Here is a 14131-nt window from a genome sequence, read left to right on the forward strand (position 1 = left end):
CGGCGTTGGGTCCGGGCCCGGTGCGCTACGCCGATCGGATTGCGATGTTCGCCGCCGACCAGGCCCCCGGCCAGACCTCCGAGCCGGAATCGCGCAGCGCCCGGATCGCGCCGACCGGGATGTCCCTGGCCAGCAGGAACGGGCCGTCGCCCCAATGCTCCTCGACCGCCGGCGTCTCGGAGTGCACGCCGGTGTAGCCGAGCGACTTCTCGCACGGCAGATAGACCGCGTTGCCCGACACGTTGGTCGGGTTCCACGTCGTGCCGGGGGTGGCGCCGACCACGCCGGTGACCGCGACCGCGCACATCAGTTCCACCGCCCGGGCCTTGGCACAGCCGAACACCCGGGCGTAGCCCGACCGTCGCAGGGTCATCGACGGCACCAGCAGCAGGTCGGGCCGGTGCGGCGCCAGCAGCGAGGACAGCGCCGGCATCTCGACGTCCAGGCAGACCAGGGTGGCGACGGTCAGGCCGTCCCACTCGACGATCTGCACGCTGTCGCCGGGCTCCAGCAGCCAGGTGTTCGGGTCCTGCTCGTCCGGGGTCAGGCACAGCTTGTCCTGGTGGATCGCCCTTCCGTCCGGCAGCAGCAGCCAGGCCCGGTTGCGCTGCCGGCCGTCGACGGTCCACGGCATGGTGCCGGCCAGCAGCCCGATGCCGTGCTTCGCCGGCAGCGGCTTCAGGCGTTCCAGCGCCTCCGGCGCCTGGTCGGCCAGCCAGCGGATCTCGCGGTCGGTGGTCAGGCCCTCGGGCTTGAAGGCGAGCCACTGCTCGGCGGCGTATTCCGGCATCACCAGCAGCCGGGCGCCGGCCGCCGCGGCCTCGGCCATCTTGGCGTCGACCCGAGCGGCCCAGGCGTCGAGCCCGTTCAGCGGCCGGCCCAGGTTGACGGCCCACAGGGCGAGGTCGACGGTTTCGGGTGCGGGCATGGGCTCGTGAACTCCGCGTCGATGCGAGGTCCCGGCTCTCCGCGGCTGCGCCGCTGCGGCCGGGATGAGGTCGGAACAGAGCCGCGACGAGCCCACACACCCTCATCCCGGACGCCGGGAACCGGCGATCCGGGACCTACCCTAGCACGGCCTCGGCCTCAGAACGTGGTCGAGTTGTGGGCCTTCTTGTACTCGGCGACGTGCTGGATCGCGGCGGTGACGCCGCCCGGGGCGTGCGGCACGTCGAGGTAGTTCAGGGTCGCCTCGACCGCGCCCAGGCAGGCGTACAGCATCGGCGCGTTCATGTCGCCCATGTGGCCGATCCGGAACGCCTTGCCGCCGAACACGCCGAGGCCGCCGCCGATGCCGGCCAGCATCTCGTCGCGCGCCACCTCGCGGATCCGGTCGCCGTCGACCCCGTCGGCGGTGCGGATCGTGGTGACGCCCGCCGACCGCTCGGCCGGGACCAGGGCGTTGATCTCCAGGGCGCCGGCCTGGGCCCAGACGTCGATCGCCTTCCAGGTCGCTTCGGCGAGCACCCGATGGCGCTCGAACACCCGCTCCAGGCCTTCCTCGAACAGCGCGGCCAGGCCCTCGCGCAGGCCGAAGATCATCAGCTGCGGGGCGGTGCCGCAGAACGCCCGGTAGCCGGCGGCGCCCATGCGCGGGGTCCAGTCCCAGTAGCGCCGCTCGCGGGCGGTCGCCCTGTGGGCGGCGATCGCCTTCTCGTTGGCGGCGACGAAGCCGAGGCCGGGGGCCATCATCAGGCCCTTCTGAGAGGCCGCGATGGTGACGTCGACGCCCCAGTCGTCCATCCGGAACTCGGTGGTGCCGAGCGACGCGATGGTGTCGACCACCAGCAGCGCCGGGTGGCCGGCGCGGTCCATCGCCTCACGCACCGCCTTGACGTCGGTGGTGGTGCCGGTCGCGGTGTCGGTGTGCACCACCAGCACCGCCTTGATCCTGCGCTCGGTGTCGTCGGCCAGCGCCTGGCCGATGGTCTCCGGGTCGTGGGCCCGGCGCCAGTCGCCGGGGAGGCTCTGGATCTGCACGCCGAGCGCCTCGGCCATGTTCGACCAGCTCGACGAGAAGTGCCCGGTCTCCGGCACCAGCACCAGGTCGCCCGGGTTCAGGATGTTGACCAGGGCCGCCTCCCAGGCGCCGTGGCCGTTCGAGATGTAGTTGAACACCTCGCCGTCGGTCCGGAACACCCGCTTCAGGCCGATGAAGCTCTCGGCGGCGGCGTCCAGGAATTCCGGATCGTTCAGGTCCATGGTGTCGCGGTGCATGGCGTTCAGCACGCGCGGCGGCACGTTGGTCGGGCCGGGGGTGTTCAGGAACTTGCGCCCGCGCTTGAGCGGGCGGTTGCTGTGACCGATCGAATCGGGCGCCATCGGCGGCTCCATGGGGTGACACGTGAGACGGGGGGACCCGGGCCGGTGCCGCGGACGGCGGTCCGGCGCACGGGGCGACGGCCGGTCCAGCCCGCCTCGTCGCGGGCTCGACCCACCGTCGCGGACCGGAACATAGTGCAGAACGCGCCGCCCGTCAGCGTCAGGATTGCAGGGCGTCGCCTGCGACCGGAGTCGGGGCTAGATTGGGGACCCGCGGCGAGAGAGACGGCGATGATCGACACCGTGACGTTCGAGCCGGCCGGGCGGCGATTCGTGAACCTTCCCCGGGACACCCCGCCGGCCCGCTTCGGGCCGCTGGCCGGCTTCGTCGAGATCTGGGGCTCGAAGCGCCGGGGCGACCGCCTCCCGGCCTGGAGTTCGTTCGACTTCTACGACTTCGTGGGCTGGCACGGCCTGATCTATGTCGACCAGATCGTTTCGGTCGACCCGTACGAGGCGCGCTGCCGGCTGTGGGGCACGCGCCTGGTCGAGCTGCTCGGGCACGACGAGACCGGTGAGCTGTTCAGCGAGTCGCCGGCGGCGGGAGAGCCCGGGCTGCGGGAATCGAACGAGCGCATCGCGCGCAACGGCGAGATCGGGATCACGCTCGGCCGCGCCCGCAGCTACAACCGCGAGACCCCGTTCACGGTGGTCAAGCTGCCCTGCGCCGAGGACGGCGTCACCGTCGACCGCATCGTCGGCTGCAGCCAGCCGGATTTCCTGCTCGAGGTCTAGCCGGCCGGGACCTGCTGGGTGATGCAGTGGATGTTGCCGCCGCCGAGCAGGATCTCGCGGGCCGGCACCCCGACGATCTCGCGTTCCGGCACGGCGTCGGCGACGATCCGCAGCGCCGCCTCGTCGGTGCGCGGGTCGAGCAGCGGCACGATCGCCCGGCCGTTCGCCAGGTAGAAGTTGGCGTAGGAGGCGGCCAGGCGGTCGCCGGCGCGCCGCGGCTTCGCACCAGGTGCCGGAACCAGGCCCGCCGCCTCTTCCTCGGTCATGTACAGCGGCCCCGGCATCGGCAGCAGCCGCACCTCGAAACGGTCGCCCGCGGCCGCCCGGAGCGCCTCGCGGGCGGCCCGCGACCGGGCGGACTGCGGGTCTTCGGCGTCCTCCGGCCAGGTCAGCAGGACCAGCCCCGGGGCCGGCACGTGCAGCAGGTTGTCGACATGGCCCGTTGTCTCGTCCTCGACCACGCCGTGCGGCAGCCACACGACCGTTTCGGACCCGGTATAGTCCTTCAGCAGCGCTTCCGCCCGCTCGCGCCCGAGCCCGGCGTTGCGGCCGGCGCTCAGGACGCATTCCGCGGTGACGAACAGGGTGCCGGCGCCGTCGCTGTGCAGCCCGCCGCCTTCCTGGATCAGCGGGCAGCGATAACGGGCCAGGCCTTCGGCCCCGGCGACCGCGGCGGCGACCCGGTCGTCGGCCGTCCAGTCGCGGTACAGGCCGTGGACCGTCCCGCCCCAGGCGTTGAAGGTCCAGTCGACCGCCCGGCGCTCGCCGCCCGGCCCGACCACCACCGTGGGGCCGACGTCGCGCATCCAGGCGTCGTCGGAGTCGAGGGCGACCACCCGTACATCGGCGGGCAGGATCGCCCGGGCCCGGTCCAGCCGGTCGGCCCGGGCCCCGACGGTGACCGGCTCGACGGCGGCGATCGCCGCGGCGACGGCCGCGAACGCCGCCTCGGCCGGGCCGGCGTCGTCGCGCCAGGTGTCCGGGCGGCAGGGCCACAGCATCCAGGTCCCGGCATGCGGCTCGAACTCGCCGGGCATCCGGAAACCGTCGGCGGCCGGCGTGGTCGTCAGGGGCGGCGTCAGCTCGACCGGTGTCACCGGCCCCAGTCCACCCGTTCCGGGAACCGGCGCATCAGCACCGCGTTGATCCGGGCCTCCAGCCGCTTGGCCGGCACCGGCTTGACCAGGAAGCCGTCGACCGCCAGCCGCTTGGCCTCCATGACGCCCGGCGACCCGGCCTCGCCGGCCAGCAGCAGCACCGGGACGTTCGGCGGCAGGGTCGTCGAGTCGGCGCGGATGCGGAACAGCAGCTCCAGCCCGTCGGTGCCGTCCGGACCCTCGAGCTGCTTGTCGCAGATCACCAGCGCCGGCTCCAGCTCGGCCGCCTGGGCCAGGGCCTCGGCGGCGGTCGCCGCCTCGCGCGGCTGCGGCAGGCCGAGTTCGACCAGGGTGCGGACCAGGGCGGCGCGGCTGTCGTGATCCGGTTCGACCACCAGCACGAGCAGGCCGGCATAGTCGAACCGGGCGAACAGGCCGTCCATCACCCGGGTCAGCTTTCTGGGCGTCGTCAGGCTCATGCGCTGCAGTGTCCTTCTTGACCGGTCGCGTGTCCCTGCCATCCTTGCGGCCGGCGGCAAACTGTCGAAAAGTCTAGTGCACTCGCGTGCTGGTCGAAAGCGACGCCAACTAGGGGAAACTGCGTATGTCCGACATGGTCGCGTCCGAGGACGAGCTGCGCTCGCTTTACGGGACGCCGAGCAAGCTGGCGGTCGCCAAGCAGATCGACCGGCTCGACGTCCACGCGCGACGGTTCATCGAGCTTTCGCCGTTCCTGGTGATTTCCAGCCAGGGGGCCGACGGCCTTGGCGACGTATCGCCGAAGGGCGACGCGCCGGGCTTCGTTCAGGTGCTCGACGACCGCACCCTGCTGATCCCGGACCGGCCGGGCAACAACCGGCTCGACACCCTGTCGAACCTGACGGCCAACGACGGCGTCGGCCTGCTGTTCATGGTGCCTGGGGTGTGCGAGACGCTGCGGGTGAACGGCCGGGCGCGGATCGTCGCCGACGGCGAGCTGCTGGCCCCGACGGCGGTCCGCGGCCGGCTGCCGACCGCCGGCATCCTGGTGGCGGTCGAGGAGGTCTACCTGCACTGCGCCAAGGCGCTGGTCCGCTCCAAGCTCTGGGAGGACGACCACCGGGTCGACCGGCGGACGCTGCCGAGCCTGGCCCAGATCATCTCCGACCAGGTCGGCGGCGGCTTCGACGTCGCCGAGGCCGATGCACGGGTCGAGGACTCGCTGAAGAACCGGTTGTACTGAGCGGCTATCGCCGGCGCCGCCGGGTCGTCCGGTGCGGGCTGACGAACTCCGGGGGCTTGCCGGCGATCCAGCGCAGGAAGGTCGCGATCTCGGGATGTCCGCGCAGCGCTTCCGGCGTGGCGTAGGCGCGGGCGATCTCGCGCTCGCCCAGGACCGCGTGGATCTTGCGGTGGCAAACGGTGTGCATGGGGGCCGCCTCGCGCCCGCCCTCGCGGCGCGGAACCCAGTGGTGCCGGTCGACGCTCGGCCCGGCCAGCATCGGCCGGCCGCACAGCGGGCAGGGGCCGAGATCGCGGTCGGAATCGTCGCCGGCCATCCCGGGCGCCTCAGCCGGCCTCGATCTCGGCGAGGCCGAGGCGCAGCCGGGCGTCGCGGGCGATCCGGTCGGCGACTGCAGGGTCGCGGGTGTAGCCGGCCAGCACCCGGTCGACGATCCGCCCGCCCTGGAAGTGCCGCAGCAGGGCGAAGTCCCAGCCCGGGGTCAGCACGGTCGCGTCGGCGAAGTCGATCAGCCCGGTCAGGGCACCACCGGCATGCCGGACGTTGGCGCCGTTGAGGTCGCCGTGGACGACGGCCGGCGGGGCTGCAGCGGCCTGCCGGATCGCCGGCTCCAGCCGCTGCAGCCGCGGTACTAGGTCGGGGGCCGCCGCGGCCAGCGGATGGCCGGCCAGCGGCAGGTCGTCGAACGGCCATGGCCGCTCGAAGCGGTCAGCGGCGGCGGCACCCGGGTCGTCGAGCCGGCCCGCCACGCCGTCGCCCTCGACCCGCAGGCGCCCGTGGCCACGGACCGGCAGCGCGTGCAGCATCGCCAGCAGGACGCCCAATTCGTGCCAGACCGCATCGGCGGTCGCGGCGTCGGCGCGTTCGCCGTCGATCCAGCGGTCGACGACCCAGGCCGGCCGGTGGTCGGCGACCGCAAGGTCCGGTCGCGCGCGTCGGTCGAACATCGGCGCCGCCACCCGCGCGCCGGCGGCGGCCAGGACCCGGCGCAGCGCCGTCTCGGCGTCGAAATCGGCCGGCTTTCCCGGGCGCGGGGCGGCGATCCGCACGGCGATCGGCCCGCAGGCGGTGTCGGCCCGCCAGACCTCGCTGGTCGACGCCTTGGCGACGAAGTCGAGCCGGCGCACCGGGAGCCCAAGTTCGGCCAGCAGCGCCGCGATCGCGTCGTCGTCGACCGTCGTTGCCGGCCGGGGCCGGCCGGGGCTCGCGCTCGGATCGGGTGACACGGCGGCGGTTACTCCCTATGTCTCGCTGGTACCGAACCCGAGGAGAATGCCATGACCCGCCCCGCCGTCGACTGGGACGACGACTATTCCGCTCCGCGGCGGCGGCTGCTGCCGGGCAAGGGGGCGCTGCGCTGGAGCGGGTGGAGCCTGGTCGCGCTGCTGGTCATGGCGGTGCTGTACTACCTGGTCGGCGGGTTCGTCATGAACGTCATCGACGACGATCCGGCGTTCCGGCCCGCCGAGGCCAAGCCGGGCGCCAGCCGGGCGGTGGCGGCGGCGGCGGCGCTGATCGACCGCGAGGTGAACCAGCATTTCTGGGTCGCCAACGACCCGTTCTTCTATCCCTCGTCGTGGCTCGACAACACCCCGAACTACCAGCAGGGCATCGTCTACGCGCTGTCGCGCTTCGCCATCGAGATGACCGACCAGATCGGCCGCACCCGGGGCTCCTCGGAGGCCGACCGGGACCTCGACAAGGCGGCCGGGCTGCTCAAGTACCCGGGCGACGTGTGGATCTACAACATCTCGACCTCGCTGCTGCCGACCGCGTCGTCGGAGGCGCAGTACCGGTCGGCCCGTCGGGCCCTGCTCGCCTACAACGACCGTCTGGCGGCCGGCGACGCGGTGTTCGAGCGCCGCGCCGACAACCTGCTCGCCACCATCGACCGGATCGCCGCCGACCTCGGCTCGGCCTCGGCGACCATCGACCAGCATCTGGCCCAGCCGCGGCCGCTGCTGGTCGACACCCGGGTCGACGACGTCTTCTACGGCGTCAAGGGCCGGCTCTACGGCTACTTCATCCTGCTGCGCGAGATGGGCGACGACTTCGAGCCGGTGCTGAAGGAGAAGCAGCTCGACCAGGTCTGGGCGCAGATGCTCGACTCGCTCCGCCAGGCGGCGGTGCTCGACCCGCTGGTGGTGATGAACGGCGACCCGGACGGCTCGCTGTTGCCCAACCACCTGGCGGTCCAGGGCTTCTACCTGCTGCGGGCCAGGACCCAGCTGCGCGAGATCGGCAGCGTCCTGCTGCGCTGAGCGGTCAGGCGGAATCCGACGGCGGCGTCACCAATCCGGCGAACCGGGCCCGGTCGACGGTGTCCTGGGTCTGCCGGTATAGCGCCGCGGCCGCCGCGATGGACCGGGTGCCGGCGGACGGCGCGCCGGTGCCGATGCCGTCATCGGCCGCGAGCTCCTGGCCGATCGCCTGCGCCAGGAAGGTGGACGACGGTCTTGGCCGCGGCCGGTCGTCCCGCAGGTCCTCGTAGCCCGCCGTGCCGTCCCGGCGGCGGTAGCCGGTACTGCCGAAATCCGCGGTCTCCGGGGCGGCGGGGCTGCCCGGCCGCGGCGGTTGCGGCCGGTTGTCGGCGTCGACCCGCGGCGGCGGTGGGACCCGGCGGGGATCGCCGGCCGGGTCCGCGCGGTCGCGCGGCGACTGGCCGGGCTCGACGATCGGCGCACGCGCCTCGCCGCCGGCCTGCCGGGCGGCGGCCGGATCGAGGGCGAGCAGGCCCGTCGCCGGGGCCTGGGATTGGAGCGGCGTGATCATTGAAACCCGCGCCCGTCGTTCGACGACGGGTCAGGTTCGCACGGCTCCGGTTGAGATCGGGTTAACCGGCGGTCAGCCCTTGTCCTTGTCTTCGCCGAGCCGGTCGAGCTGGTGGCGAAGCTGCTCGACCTGCGCCTGCAGGGTGCGGACCGCGGCGGCCGTCTGGTCGGCGGCACTCGCACCGCCGGTTCCCTGGGCCGCCCCGGAGGCCGGCCCGGACGAGGGTTGCGACGGGGCCGTCGGCTTGTTTTCGCCGCCCGCCATCGGCGGCGTGAACATCTTCATCGCCTGCTCGAACATGGCGAGGTTCTTCTTCGTCATGTCCTCGAACTGGGTGAACGGGAACAGGCCGCCGAACGCTTCCTGCATGTAGCTGCGCATCCGCTCCTGGTTGTCGGCGAAGGTCGACATCGCCGTCTCCAGGTAGCGCGGCACCACCATCTGCAGGTTGTCGCCGTAGAACCCGATGAGCTGGCGCAGGAAGCTGATCGGGAGGAGGTTCTGGCCCTTCGCCTCCTCCTCGACGATGATCTGGGTCAGCACCGCCCGGGTGATGTCCTCGCCGGTCTTGGCGTCGTACACCACGAAGTCGACGTCGTCCTTCACCATCTGGCAGAGATGGTCGAGCGTGACGTAGCTGCTGGTCGCCGTGTTGTAGAGCCGCCGGTTGGCGTACTTCTTGATCGTGACGATGTTCTCGTCGCCCTCGGTCTTGCCGTTCTGGGCGCGGGTGGCCCTCGTCTTTTCCGCCATGACCTTGTCCGTTGCTCCCCTCTGAATGTGCCCGATTCGGCACGTCAGGTGTCACGGTGCCAGCGACCCGTTCCCGGACCGCTTCGAAGACTGCGCGTTTGCCTGCTGCTTTGCAACGGCAAAGGTATACAATCCTTGGAAACTCAGGGACTCCCGGTCTTCCGCGACGCGAAAGGTTGGATCAACCGGCCGGTCGGTCGTTCCGCGTCCAGTCCCAGAAACTCCGGTCCGACGCGAAGTACAGCGGCGTCCGCGCCCGGCGCAGCGCCTCCTTGACCTCGGGGTTCTGCACCGACCGGGGCGTGACGCGGTAATGCACCAGCCGACCCTCCGCCGTCAGGCCGAGGGTCCAGAGGTGCGCGAAGTGCCGGGCCAGCAGGTTCAGCGTCGAGCCGTACAGGTAGGTGTCGAAGTTGAACATCTCGAGCTGCACGATGTCCGGCTTCCGGTCGCGCAGCGTCCGCTCGGCGCCACGCAGGACCTCGAGCTCCGCGCCCTCGACGTCGATCTTCCAGAAGGCGGCGCGCGGCAGCTCGAGCTCGTCCAGGGTGCGGGTCTCGACCTCCACGACCTCGACTTCGCCGCCGCGCCGCTCCTGGTACAGGCGCGAGAACTTCGGCGACAGGGTCGACGCCGCGGAGTTCTTCTCCGGCACCCGCAGTTCGGCGGTGCCGCTGCTGTCGGAAAGCGCGAACGGCAGCAGGTGGAAGGCCGGGTGGTTGCGGACCCGGTCCGGGACCAGCGCCCGGTTCGCCGGCAGCGGCTCGAACGAGTAGACGGCCGCGGCCCCGCGCTCCAGGTACATGGCGGCGGTTCCGCCACGATCTGCGCCGATGTCGTACACGACGTCGCCGGGCCGGACGAACCAGCCGGCGCTCCGGGAGTCGAACGAATACGGGTCGGACATGCGGACGGCCGGGGTGAGCTGCAACCGTGTCGACCTAGACGATCGGCCGGCCGCCGGCAATCGCTATCGCCCGGCCGTCTCCGGCGGACACCGGGCGGGCCCTTCCGACTCGCGAAAATCGTCATAAAAACATCGTTGAATCAGTGCCTTGACGGCCGCTTCGAAATCCATGACATACTCCGCCGCCATGACCCGCAGCCCCGACCCGCACGAGCTGGCCCGCCGTTTCCTGGACCTGTGGCAGGACCAGGTCCAGGCCATGGCGACCGACCCCGAGGTGGCCGACAGCGTGCGGCGCTGGACCGCGCTGTGGGGAAACGCCATGCGCGCGGGGATGGCGCCGGGGACGGCACCGGCGGCGGCGCCGGACGCCGGCGGCGGCGACGGGCTGCAACCGGGGTACCGGCCGGGCGGTGCGCGGGCCTATGATGGCGCGGACAGCGAGGAACGGGGCGAGCATGGCCGGGCGGGACAGCAGCGCCGCGGGGACACGGGCGAGCGGCGACCCACGGCGGCCGGGTCCGCGGCCGCTGCCGCTGTACCTGAGCACGGCGCTGACGACCTGGCTGTCGTCCTACGCGAGCTCCGCCGCCTGGAAGAGCGGATCGCTCGACTGGAAGACCGCCTCGGCGGAGGCGGCGACCAGCCTGCGGCACCAGCTCGAGGCTCTCGAGGCGGCGCGGGCGGCCGCAAAGGCCGATCCGGAGGCTGACCCTTCGGCGCCGGCCTCGTTCGAGGAGGCGCTCGACGAGGAGATCCGCCACCGGCTCGGCCGGTTCCTCGACGGCATCCAGGCCTATCGCGAGCACCCGTACCGCCGGCCGGCGCAGGACCCGCCGGTGTGCTGGAAGGAGGGCACCACCCTGCTGCTCGACTACGGCGCGGTGCCGGAGGCGGCGCGGCCGATGGGCGGGGTGCCGATCCTGGTGATCCCGTCGCTGGTCAACCGAGGCTACGTCCTCGACCTGGCGCCGCGGCGCTCGCTGATGCGGGCGCTGGCCGCCGCCGGGTTCCGGCCGTTCCTGGTGGAGTGGGGGTTCCCCGGCGAGACCGAGCGCCGCTTCACCCTGACCGACTACGTCGCCGGCCGGCTCGAGGGCGCGCTGGAGGCGGTGCTGACGATCGCCGGCCGGCGGCCGCCGGTGCTCGGTTACTGCATGGGCGGCCTGCTGGCGCTGGCGCTGGTCCAGCGCCGGCCACGCGATACCGCCGGCATGGCGCTGCTGGCGACCCCGTGGGACTTCTCCGCCGACGCCTCGCCGGTCGCCGCATCGCTGCCTCTGGCGGAACCGTGGCTGAGCGCTATGATCGAGGCTGCCGGTTGGCTTCCCACCGACCTGATCCAGTCCCTGTTCTTCTCCCTCGACCCGATGCTGGTCATCCGCAAGTTCCTGCGCTTCGCCGAACTCGACCCCGACAGCCCCGAAGCCGCCGAGTTCGTGGCGCTGGAGGATTGGCTGAACGACGGCGTGCCGCTGGCCGCCCCGGTCGCCCGCGAGGCGCTGTTCGACTGGTACGGCCGCAACACCCCGATGACCGGCGACTGGCGGGTCGCCGGCCGGCCGGTGGTACCGGAGCAGGTCGAGGCCCCGGCCCTGGTGATGGTGCCGGCGCGCGACCGCATCGTGCCGCCGGCCTCGGCCCGGGCGCTGGCCGAGCGGCTGCCGAACGCCACCCGTGCCGACCTGGCGCTGGGGCATATCGGCATGGTGGTCGGCTCCAGCGCGCCGAAACGGGCCTGGAGCACCCTGATCGACTGGATAGGCGAGACGACGTAACCGAGACAGCGGAGACCGCACGGGCATGACCGAAATCGACAAGCCGCAGGGCGAGGAAACCATCGAGGACCTGCGCGAGGCCTGCCAGACCCTGCACGAGGTCGTCGACCGGGCCTGCAGCCGGCTCGACCGCAACGTCTGGGACTACCTGCGGGGCGGCACCGAGAGCGAGACCACCGTGCGCCGCAACCGCCTGGCGTTCGACCGCTGGGCGTTCCGGCCGCGGGTGCTGGAGGACATGCGGGAGATTGACTGCGGCGGGGCGTTCCTCGGCCACAAGCTGCGCCTGCCGGTGCTGCTGTGCCCGATCGGTTCGCTCGAGAGCTTCCACCCCGACGGTCCGCGCGCGGCGATGCAGGCGGCCGCCGAGTTCGGGGTGTCGCTGTTCCTGTCCTCGGTCGGCACCTTCCCGCTGGAGTCGATCGCCGAGATCCCGGCCGGCAACGGCATGAAGGTGTTCTGCCTGTACAAGCGCGGCGACGATTCCTGGCTCGACGGCGTGGTGGCCCGGGCCATCGACCACGGCTACGACGCCTTCGCCATCACCGTCGACAGTGCCTGGTACAGCCGGCGCGAGCGCGACATCGCCAACCGCTTCATCAAGCCGTGGCGGCAGGTGCCCGGCATGGAGTTCCAGAAGGCCCTGAACTGGCGCGACATCGAGCGCTTCAAGAAGACCTACGACATCCCGCTGATCCTCAAGGGCATCGCCACCGCCGAGGACGCCCGGCTGGCGATCGAGGTCGGCGCCGAGGCGGTGTACGTCTCGAACCACGGTGGCCGCCAGCTCGACCACGGGCTCGGCTCGCTCGACGTGCTGCCGGAGGTGGTCGACGCGGTGCGCGGCCGGGCGACGGTGGTGGTCGACGGCGGCATCACCCGCGGCAGCGACATCGCCAAGGCGCGGGCGCTGGGCGCCGACATGGTCGGGATCGGGCGGCTGTTGTGCTGCGGGCTTGCGGCCGGCGGCGCCGCCGGCGTGGTCCGGGTGCTGGAGTTGCTGGAGGAGGAGGCCCGGATCGACCTCGGCCTGCTCGGCGTCGGCAGCTTCGCGGAGCTCGACGGCCGCTACCTGGCGCGCGCCGAGCCGGTGATGGAGCCGAGCCTGTTCAGCCAGTACCCGCTGCTCGGCGAGGCGGCCCGGACCTGACGCCGGCGGATCCGGCTCGGGGCCAGGTCATCATCTCCCGGCGTTCCGCCGTTAACCAGCCCGGGACAGCGTGGCCGCCGGTTGTGGGATGCCCGGGCGCGGCCTATGTTGGGCTCGAGGGGCCGGGTTCCGGAGCCGTTCCGGCCGGTGGGCCCGCCATAGGCGACGTCGCGGACGTCCGATTCGAGAAGGGGAGACTGCCATGACCGAGGTCGTCATCGCCGGTGCCGCCCGCACGCCGGTAGGCGCTTTCAACGGCGCGTTCGGCTCCGTGCCGGCGAGCCAGCTCGGCGAGGTCGCGATCCGCGCGGCGCTGGCGCGCGCCAAGACCGAGGCCGCCGAGGTCGACGAGGTGGTGCTGGGCCAGGTCCTGACCGCCGCCCAGGGCCAGAACCCGGCCCGCCAGGCCGCGATCGCCGCCGGCATCCCGGTCGAGCGGACCGCCTACGGCATCAACCAGGTCTGCGGCTCCGGCCTGCGCTCGGTGGCGCTCGGCCACCAGGCGATCTCGCTCGGCGACGCCGACGTCATGGTGTGCGGCGGTCAGGAGAGCATGAGCCTGTCGACCCACGCCCAGCACCTGCGCGGCGGCCAGCGGATGGGCGACCTGCAGTTCATCGACACCATGATCAAGGACGGGCTGTGGGACGCCTTCAACGGCTACCACATGGGCAACACCGCCGAGAACGTCGCCCAGAAGTTCCAGATCACCCGCGAGGACCAGGACGCGTTCGCGCTGGCCTCGCAGCAGAAGGCCGCCGCCGCCCAGGCGGCCGGCAGGTTCAAGGACGAGATCGCGCCGGTCACCGTCAAGTCCCGCCGGGGCGACACGGTGGTCGAGGCCGACGAGTACCTGAAGCCCGACACCACGTTGGAGGCGCTCGCCAAGCTGCGGCCGGCGTTCGTGCGCGACGGCGGCACGGTGACCGCCGGCAACGCGTCGGGCATCAACGACGGCGCCGCCGCCCTGGTGCTGATGAGCGCCGAGAACGCCGCCAAGCGCGGCGTGACCCCGCTCGCCCGCATCGCCTCCTGGGCGACCGCCGGCGTCGACCCGACCATCATGGGCACCGGGCCGATCCCGGCCAGCCGCAGGGCGCTCGAGAAGGCCGGCTGGTCGATCGACGACCTCGATCTGATCGAGGCCAACGAGGCGTTCGCCGCCCAGGCCTGCGCCGTCAACAAGGACCTCGGCTGGGATCCGGCCAAGGTCAACGTCAACGGCGGCGCCATCGCCATCGGCCACCCGATCGGTGCGTCCGGCGCCCGGGTGCTGATCACCCTGCTGTTCGAGATGCAGCGGCGCGACGCCAGGAAGGGCCTGGCGACGCTGTGCATCGGCGGCGGCATGGGTGTCGCGATGTGTGTCGAGCGCGGCTGACGCCGGCCCGCGAA

The 14131-nt window shown here is 72.4% G+C and carries 15 protein-coding genes; 6 read left to right on the top strand and 9 right to left on the bottom strand.

Annotated elements, in window-relative coordinates; all coding sequences use genetic code 11:
* Window positions 1-25: 25 nt before the first annotated feature.
* Entirely contained in the window at window positions 26-928 is a 903-nt protein-coding gene (locus IE246_RS02650; protein WP_189987351.1) for a nitrilase-related carbon-nitrogen hydrolase, read from the bottom strand.
* A 158-nt stretch (window positions 929-1086) separates the two neighbouring features.
* The gene (locus IE246_RS02655) at window positions 1087-2322 is read right to left on the bottom strand and encodes a pyridoxal-phosphate-dependent aminotransferase family protein (protein WP_189987352.1); all 1236 of its coding nucleotides are present in this window, start codon (window positions 2320-2322) and stop codon (window positions 1087-1089) included.
* A gap of 231 nt (window positions 2323-2553) precedes the next feature.
* On the opposite strand from IE246_RS02655, the gene IE246_RS02660 reads away from it, so the two are divergent.
* Window positions 2554-3057: a PAS domain-containing protein gene (locus tag IE246_RS02660; protein WP_189987353.1), complete on the top strand. Its 504-nt coding sequence runs from the start codon at window positions 2554-2556 to the stop codon at window positions 3055-3057.
* On the opposite strand, the gene aguA is transcribed toward IE246_RS02660, so the two are convergent.
* The gene (gene aguA / locus IE246_RS02665; RefSeq protein ID WP_229836261.1) at window positions 3054-4154 is read right to left on the bottom strand and encodes an agmatine deiminase; all 1101 of its coding nucleotides are present in this window, start codon (window positions 4152-4154) and stop codon (window positions 3054-3056) included. The genes IE246_RS02660 and aguA overlap by 4 nt on opposite strands.
* Window positions 4151-4633: a response regulator gene (locus IE246_RS02670; protein ID WP_189987354.1), complete on the bottom strand. Its 483-nt coding sequence runs from the start codon at window positions 4631-4633 to the stop codon at window positions 4151-4153. The genes aguA and IE246_RS02670 overlap by 4 nt, the downstream gene beginning before the upstream one ends.
* Window positions 4634-4758: 125 nt before the next feature.
* On the opposite strand from IE246_RS02670, the gene IE246_RS02675 reads away from it, so the two are divergent.
* Window positions 4759-5376 carry a pyridoxamine 5'-phosphate oxidase family protein gene (locus IE246_RS02675; protein ID WP_189987355.1) on the top strand — a complete coding sequence of 206 codons (618 nt, stop codon included), beginning with the start codon at window positions 4759-4761 and terminating at the stop codon, window positions 5374-5376.
* A 4-nt stretch (window positions 5377-5380) separates the two neighbouring features.
* On the opposite strand, the gene IE246_RS02680 is transcribed toward IE246_RS02675, so the two are convergent.
* Window positions 5381-5692, bottom strand: coding sequence for an HNH endonuclease (locus IE246_RS02680; RefSeq protein ID WP_189987356.1), 312 nt, complete (start codon window positions 5690-5692; stop codon window positions 5381-5383).
* A gap of 10 nt (window positions 5693-5702) precedes the next feature.
* A complete protein-coding gene (locus tag IE246_RS02685; RefSeq protein WP_189987357.1) occupies window positions 5703-6602 on the bottom strand; it encodes a phosphotransferase family protein in 900 nt (299 codons plus the stop codon).
* A gap of 51 nt (window positions 6603-6653) precedes the next feature.
* On the opposite strand from IE246_RS02685, the gene IE246_RS02690 reads away from it, so the two are divergent.
* A complete protein-coding gene (locus IE246_RS02690; RefSeq protein WP_189987358.1) occupies window positions 6654-7637 on the top strand; it encodes a DUF2333 family protein in 984 nt (327 codons plus the stop codon).
* Between the two features lie 4 nt (window positions 7638-7641).
* On the opposite strand, the gene IE246_RS02695 is transcribed toward IE246_RS02690, so the two are convergent.
* The 3 genes from IE246_RS02695 to IE246_RS02705 form a co-directional block, all read right to left on the bottom strand.
* A complete protein-coding gene (locus IE246_RS02695; protein WP_189987359.1) occupies window positions 7642-8148 on the bottom strand; it encodes a hypothetical protein in 507 nt (168 codons plus the stop codon).
* Between the two features lie 72 nt (window positions 8149-8220).
* Window positions 8221-8901, bottom strand: a complete 681-nt coding sequence (gene phaR, locus IE246_RS02700; RefSeq protein WP_189987360.1) for a polyhydroxyalkanoate synthesis repressor PhaR — start codon at window positions 8899-8901, stop codon at window positions 8221-8223.
* A 181-nt stretch (window positions 8902-9082) separates the two neighbouring features.
* On the bottom strand, window positions 9083-9808 hold the full coding sequence (locus IE246_RS02705; protein ID WP_189987361.1) for an FkbM family methyltransferase: 726 nt from the start codon (window positions 9806-9808) through the stop codon (window positions 9083-9085).
* 458 nt (window positions 9809-10266) lie between these two features.
* Here IE246_RS02705 and IE246_RS02710 point away from each other — a divergent pair, with 458 nt between their 5' ends.
* The 3 genes from IE246_RS02710 to IE246_RS02720 all read left to right on the top strand — a co-directional run bounded on the left by IE246_RS02710 (window position 10267) and on the right by IE246_RS02720 (window position 14117).
* Entirely contained in the window at window positions 10267-11586 is a 1320-nt protein-coding gene (locus IE246_RS02710; protein ID WP_189987362.1) for an alpha/beta fold hydrolase, read from the top strand.
* Between the two features lie 25 nt (window positions 11587-11611).
* Window positions 11612-12736, top strand: a complete 1125-nt coding sequence (locus tag IE246_RS02715) for an alpha-hydroxy acid oxidase (protein WP_189987363.1) — start codon at window positions 11612-11614, stop codon at window positions 12734-12736.
* A 202-nt stretch (window positions 12737-12938) separates the two neighbouring features.
* On the top strand, window positions 12939-14117 hold the full coding sequence (locus IE246_RS02720) for an acetyl-CoA C-acetyltransferase (protein WP_189987364.1): 1179 nt from the start codon (window positions 12939-12941) through the stop codon (window positions 14115-14117).
* Window positions 14118-14131: the final 14 nt, after the last annotated feature.

The sequence above is a fragment of the Thalassobaculum fulvum genome (assembly GCF_014652915.1).
Lineage (GTDB): Bacteria > Pseudomonadota > Alphaproteobacteria > Thalassobaculales > Thalassobaculaceae > Thalassobaculum_A > Thalassobaculum_A fulvum.

What these genes read in the sequence shown, in the direction of transcription:
- IE246_RS02650 (WP_189987351.1), bottom strand. Translation starts at nt 928, where the DNA reads ATGCCCGCACCCGAAACCGTCGACCTCGCCCTGTGGGCCGTCAACCTG.
- IE246_RS02655 (WP_189987352.1), bottom strand. Translation starts at nt 2,322, where the DNA reads ATGGCGCCCGATTCGATCGGTCACAGCAACCGCCCGCTCAAGCGCGGG.
- IE246_RS02660 (WP_189987353.1), top strand. Translation starts at nt 2,554, where the DNA reads ATGATCGACACCGTGACGTTCGAGCCGGCCGGGCGGCGATTCGTGAAC.
- IE246_RS02670 (WP_189987354.1), bottom strand. Translation starts at nt 4,633, where the DNA reads ATGAGCCTGACGACGCCCAGAAAGCTGACCCGGGTGATGGACGGCCTG.
- IE246_RS02675 (WP_189987355.1), top strand. Translation starts at nt 4,759, where the DNA reads ATGTCCGACATGGTCGCGTCCGAGGACGAGCTGCGCTCGCTTTACGGG.
- IE246_RS02680 (WP_189987356.1), bottom strand. Translation starts at nt 5,692, where the DNA reads ATGGCCGGCGACGATTCCGACCGCGATCTCGGCCCCTGCCCGCTGTGC.
- IE246_RS02690 (WP_189987358.1), top strand. Translation starts at nt 6,654, where the DNA reads ATGACCCGCCCCGCCGTCGACTGGGACGACGACTATTCCGCTCCGCGG.
- IE246_RS02695 (WP_189987359.1), bottom strand. Translation starts at nt 8,148, where the DNA reads ATGATCACGCCGCTCCAATCCCAGGCCCCGGCGACGGGCCTGCTCGCC.
- phaR (WP_189987360.1), bottom strand. Translation starts at nt 8,901, where the DNA reads ATGGCGGAAAAGACGAGGGCCACCCGCGCCCAGAACGGCAAGACCGAG.
- IE246_RS02705 (WP_189987361.1), bottom strand. Translation starts at nt 9,808, where the DNA reads ATGTCCGACCCGTATTCGTTCGACTCCCGGAGCGCCGGCTGGTTCGTC.
- IE246_RS02710 (WP_189987362.1), top strand. Translation starts at nt 10,267, where the DNA reads ATGGCCGGGCGGGACAGCAGCGCCGCGGGGACACGGGCGAGCGGCGAC.
- IE246_RS02715 (WP_189987363.1), top strand. Translation starts at nt 11,612, where the DNA reads ATGACCGAAATCGACAAGCCGCAGGGCGAGGAAACCATCGAGGACCTG.
- IE246_RS02720 (WP_189987364.1), top strand. Translation starts at nt 12,939, where the DNA reads ATGACCGAGGTCGTCATCGCCGGTGCCGCCCGCACGCCGGTAGGCGCT.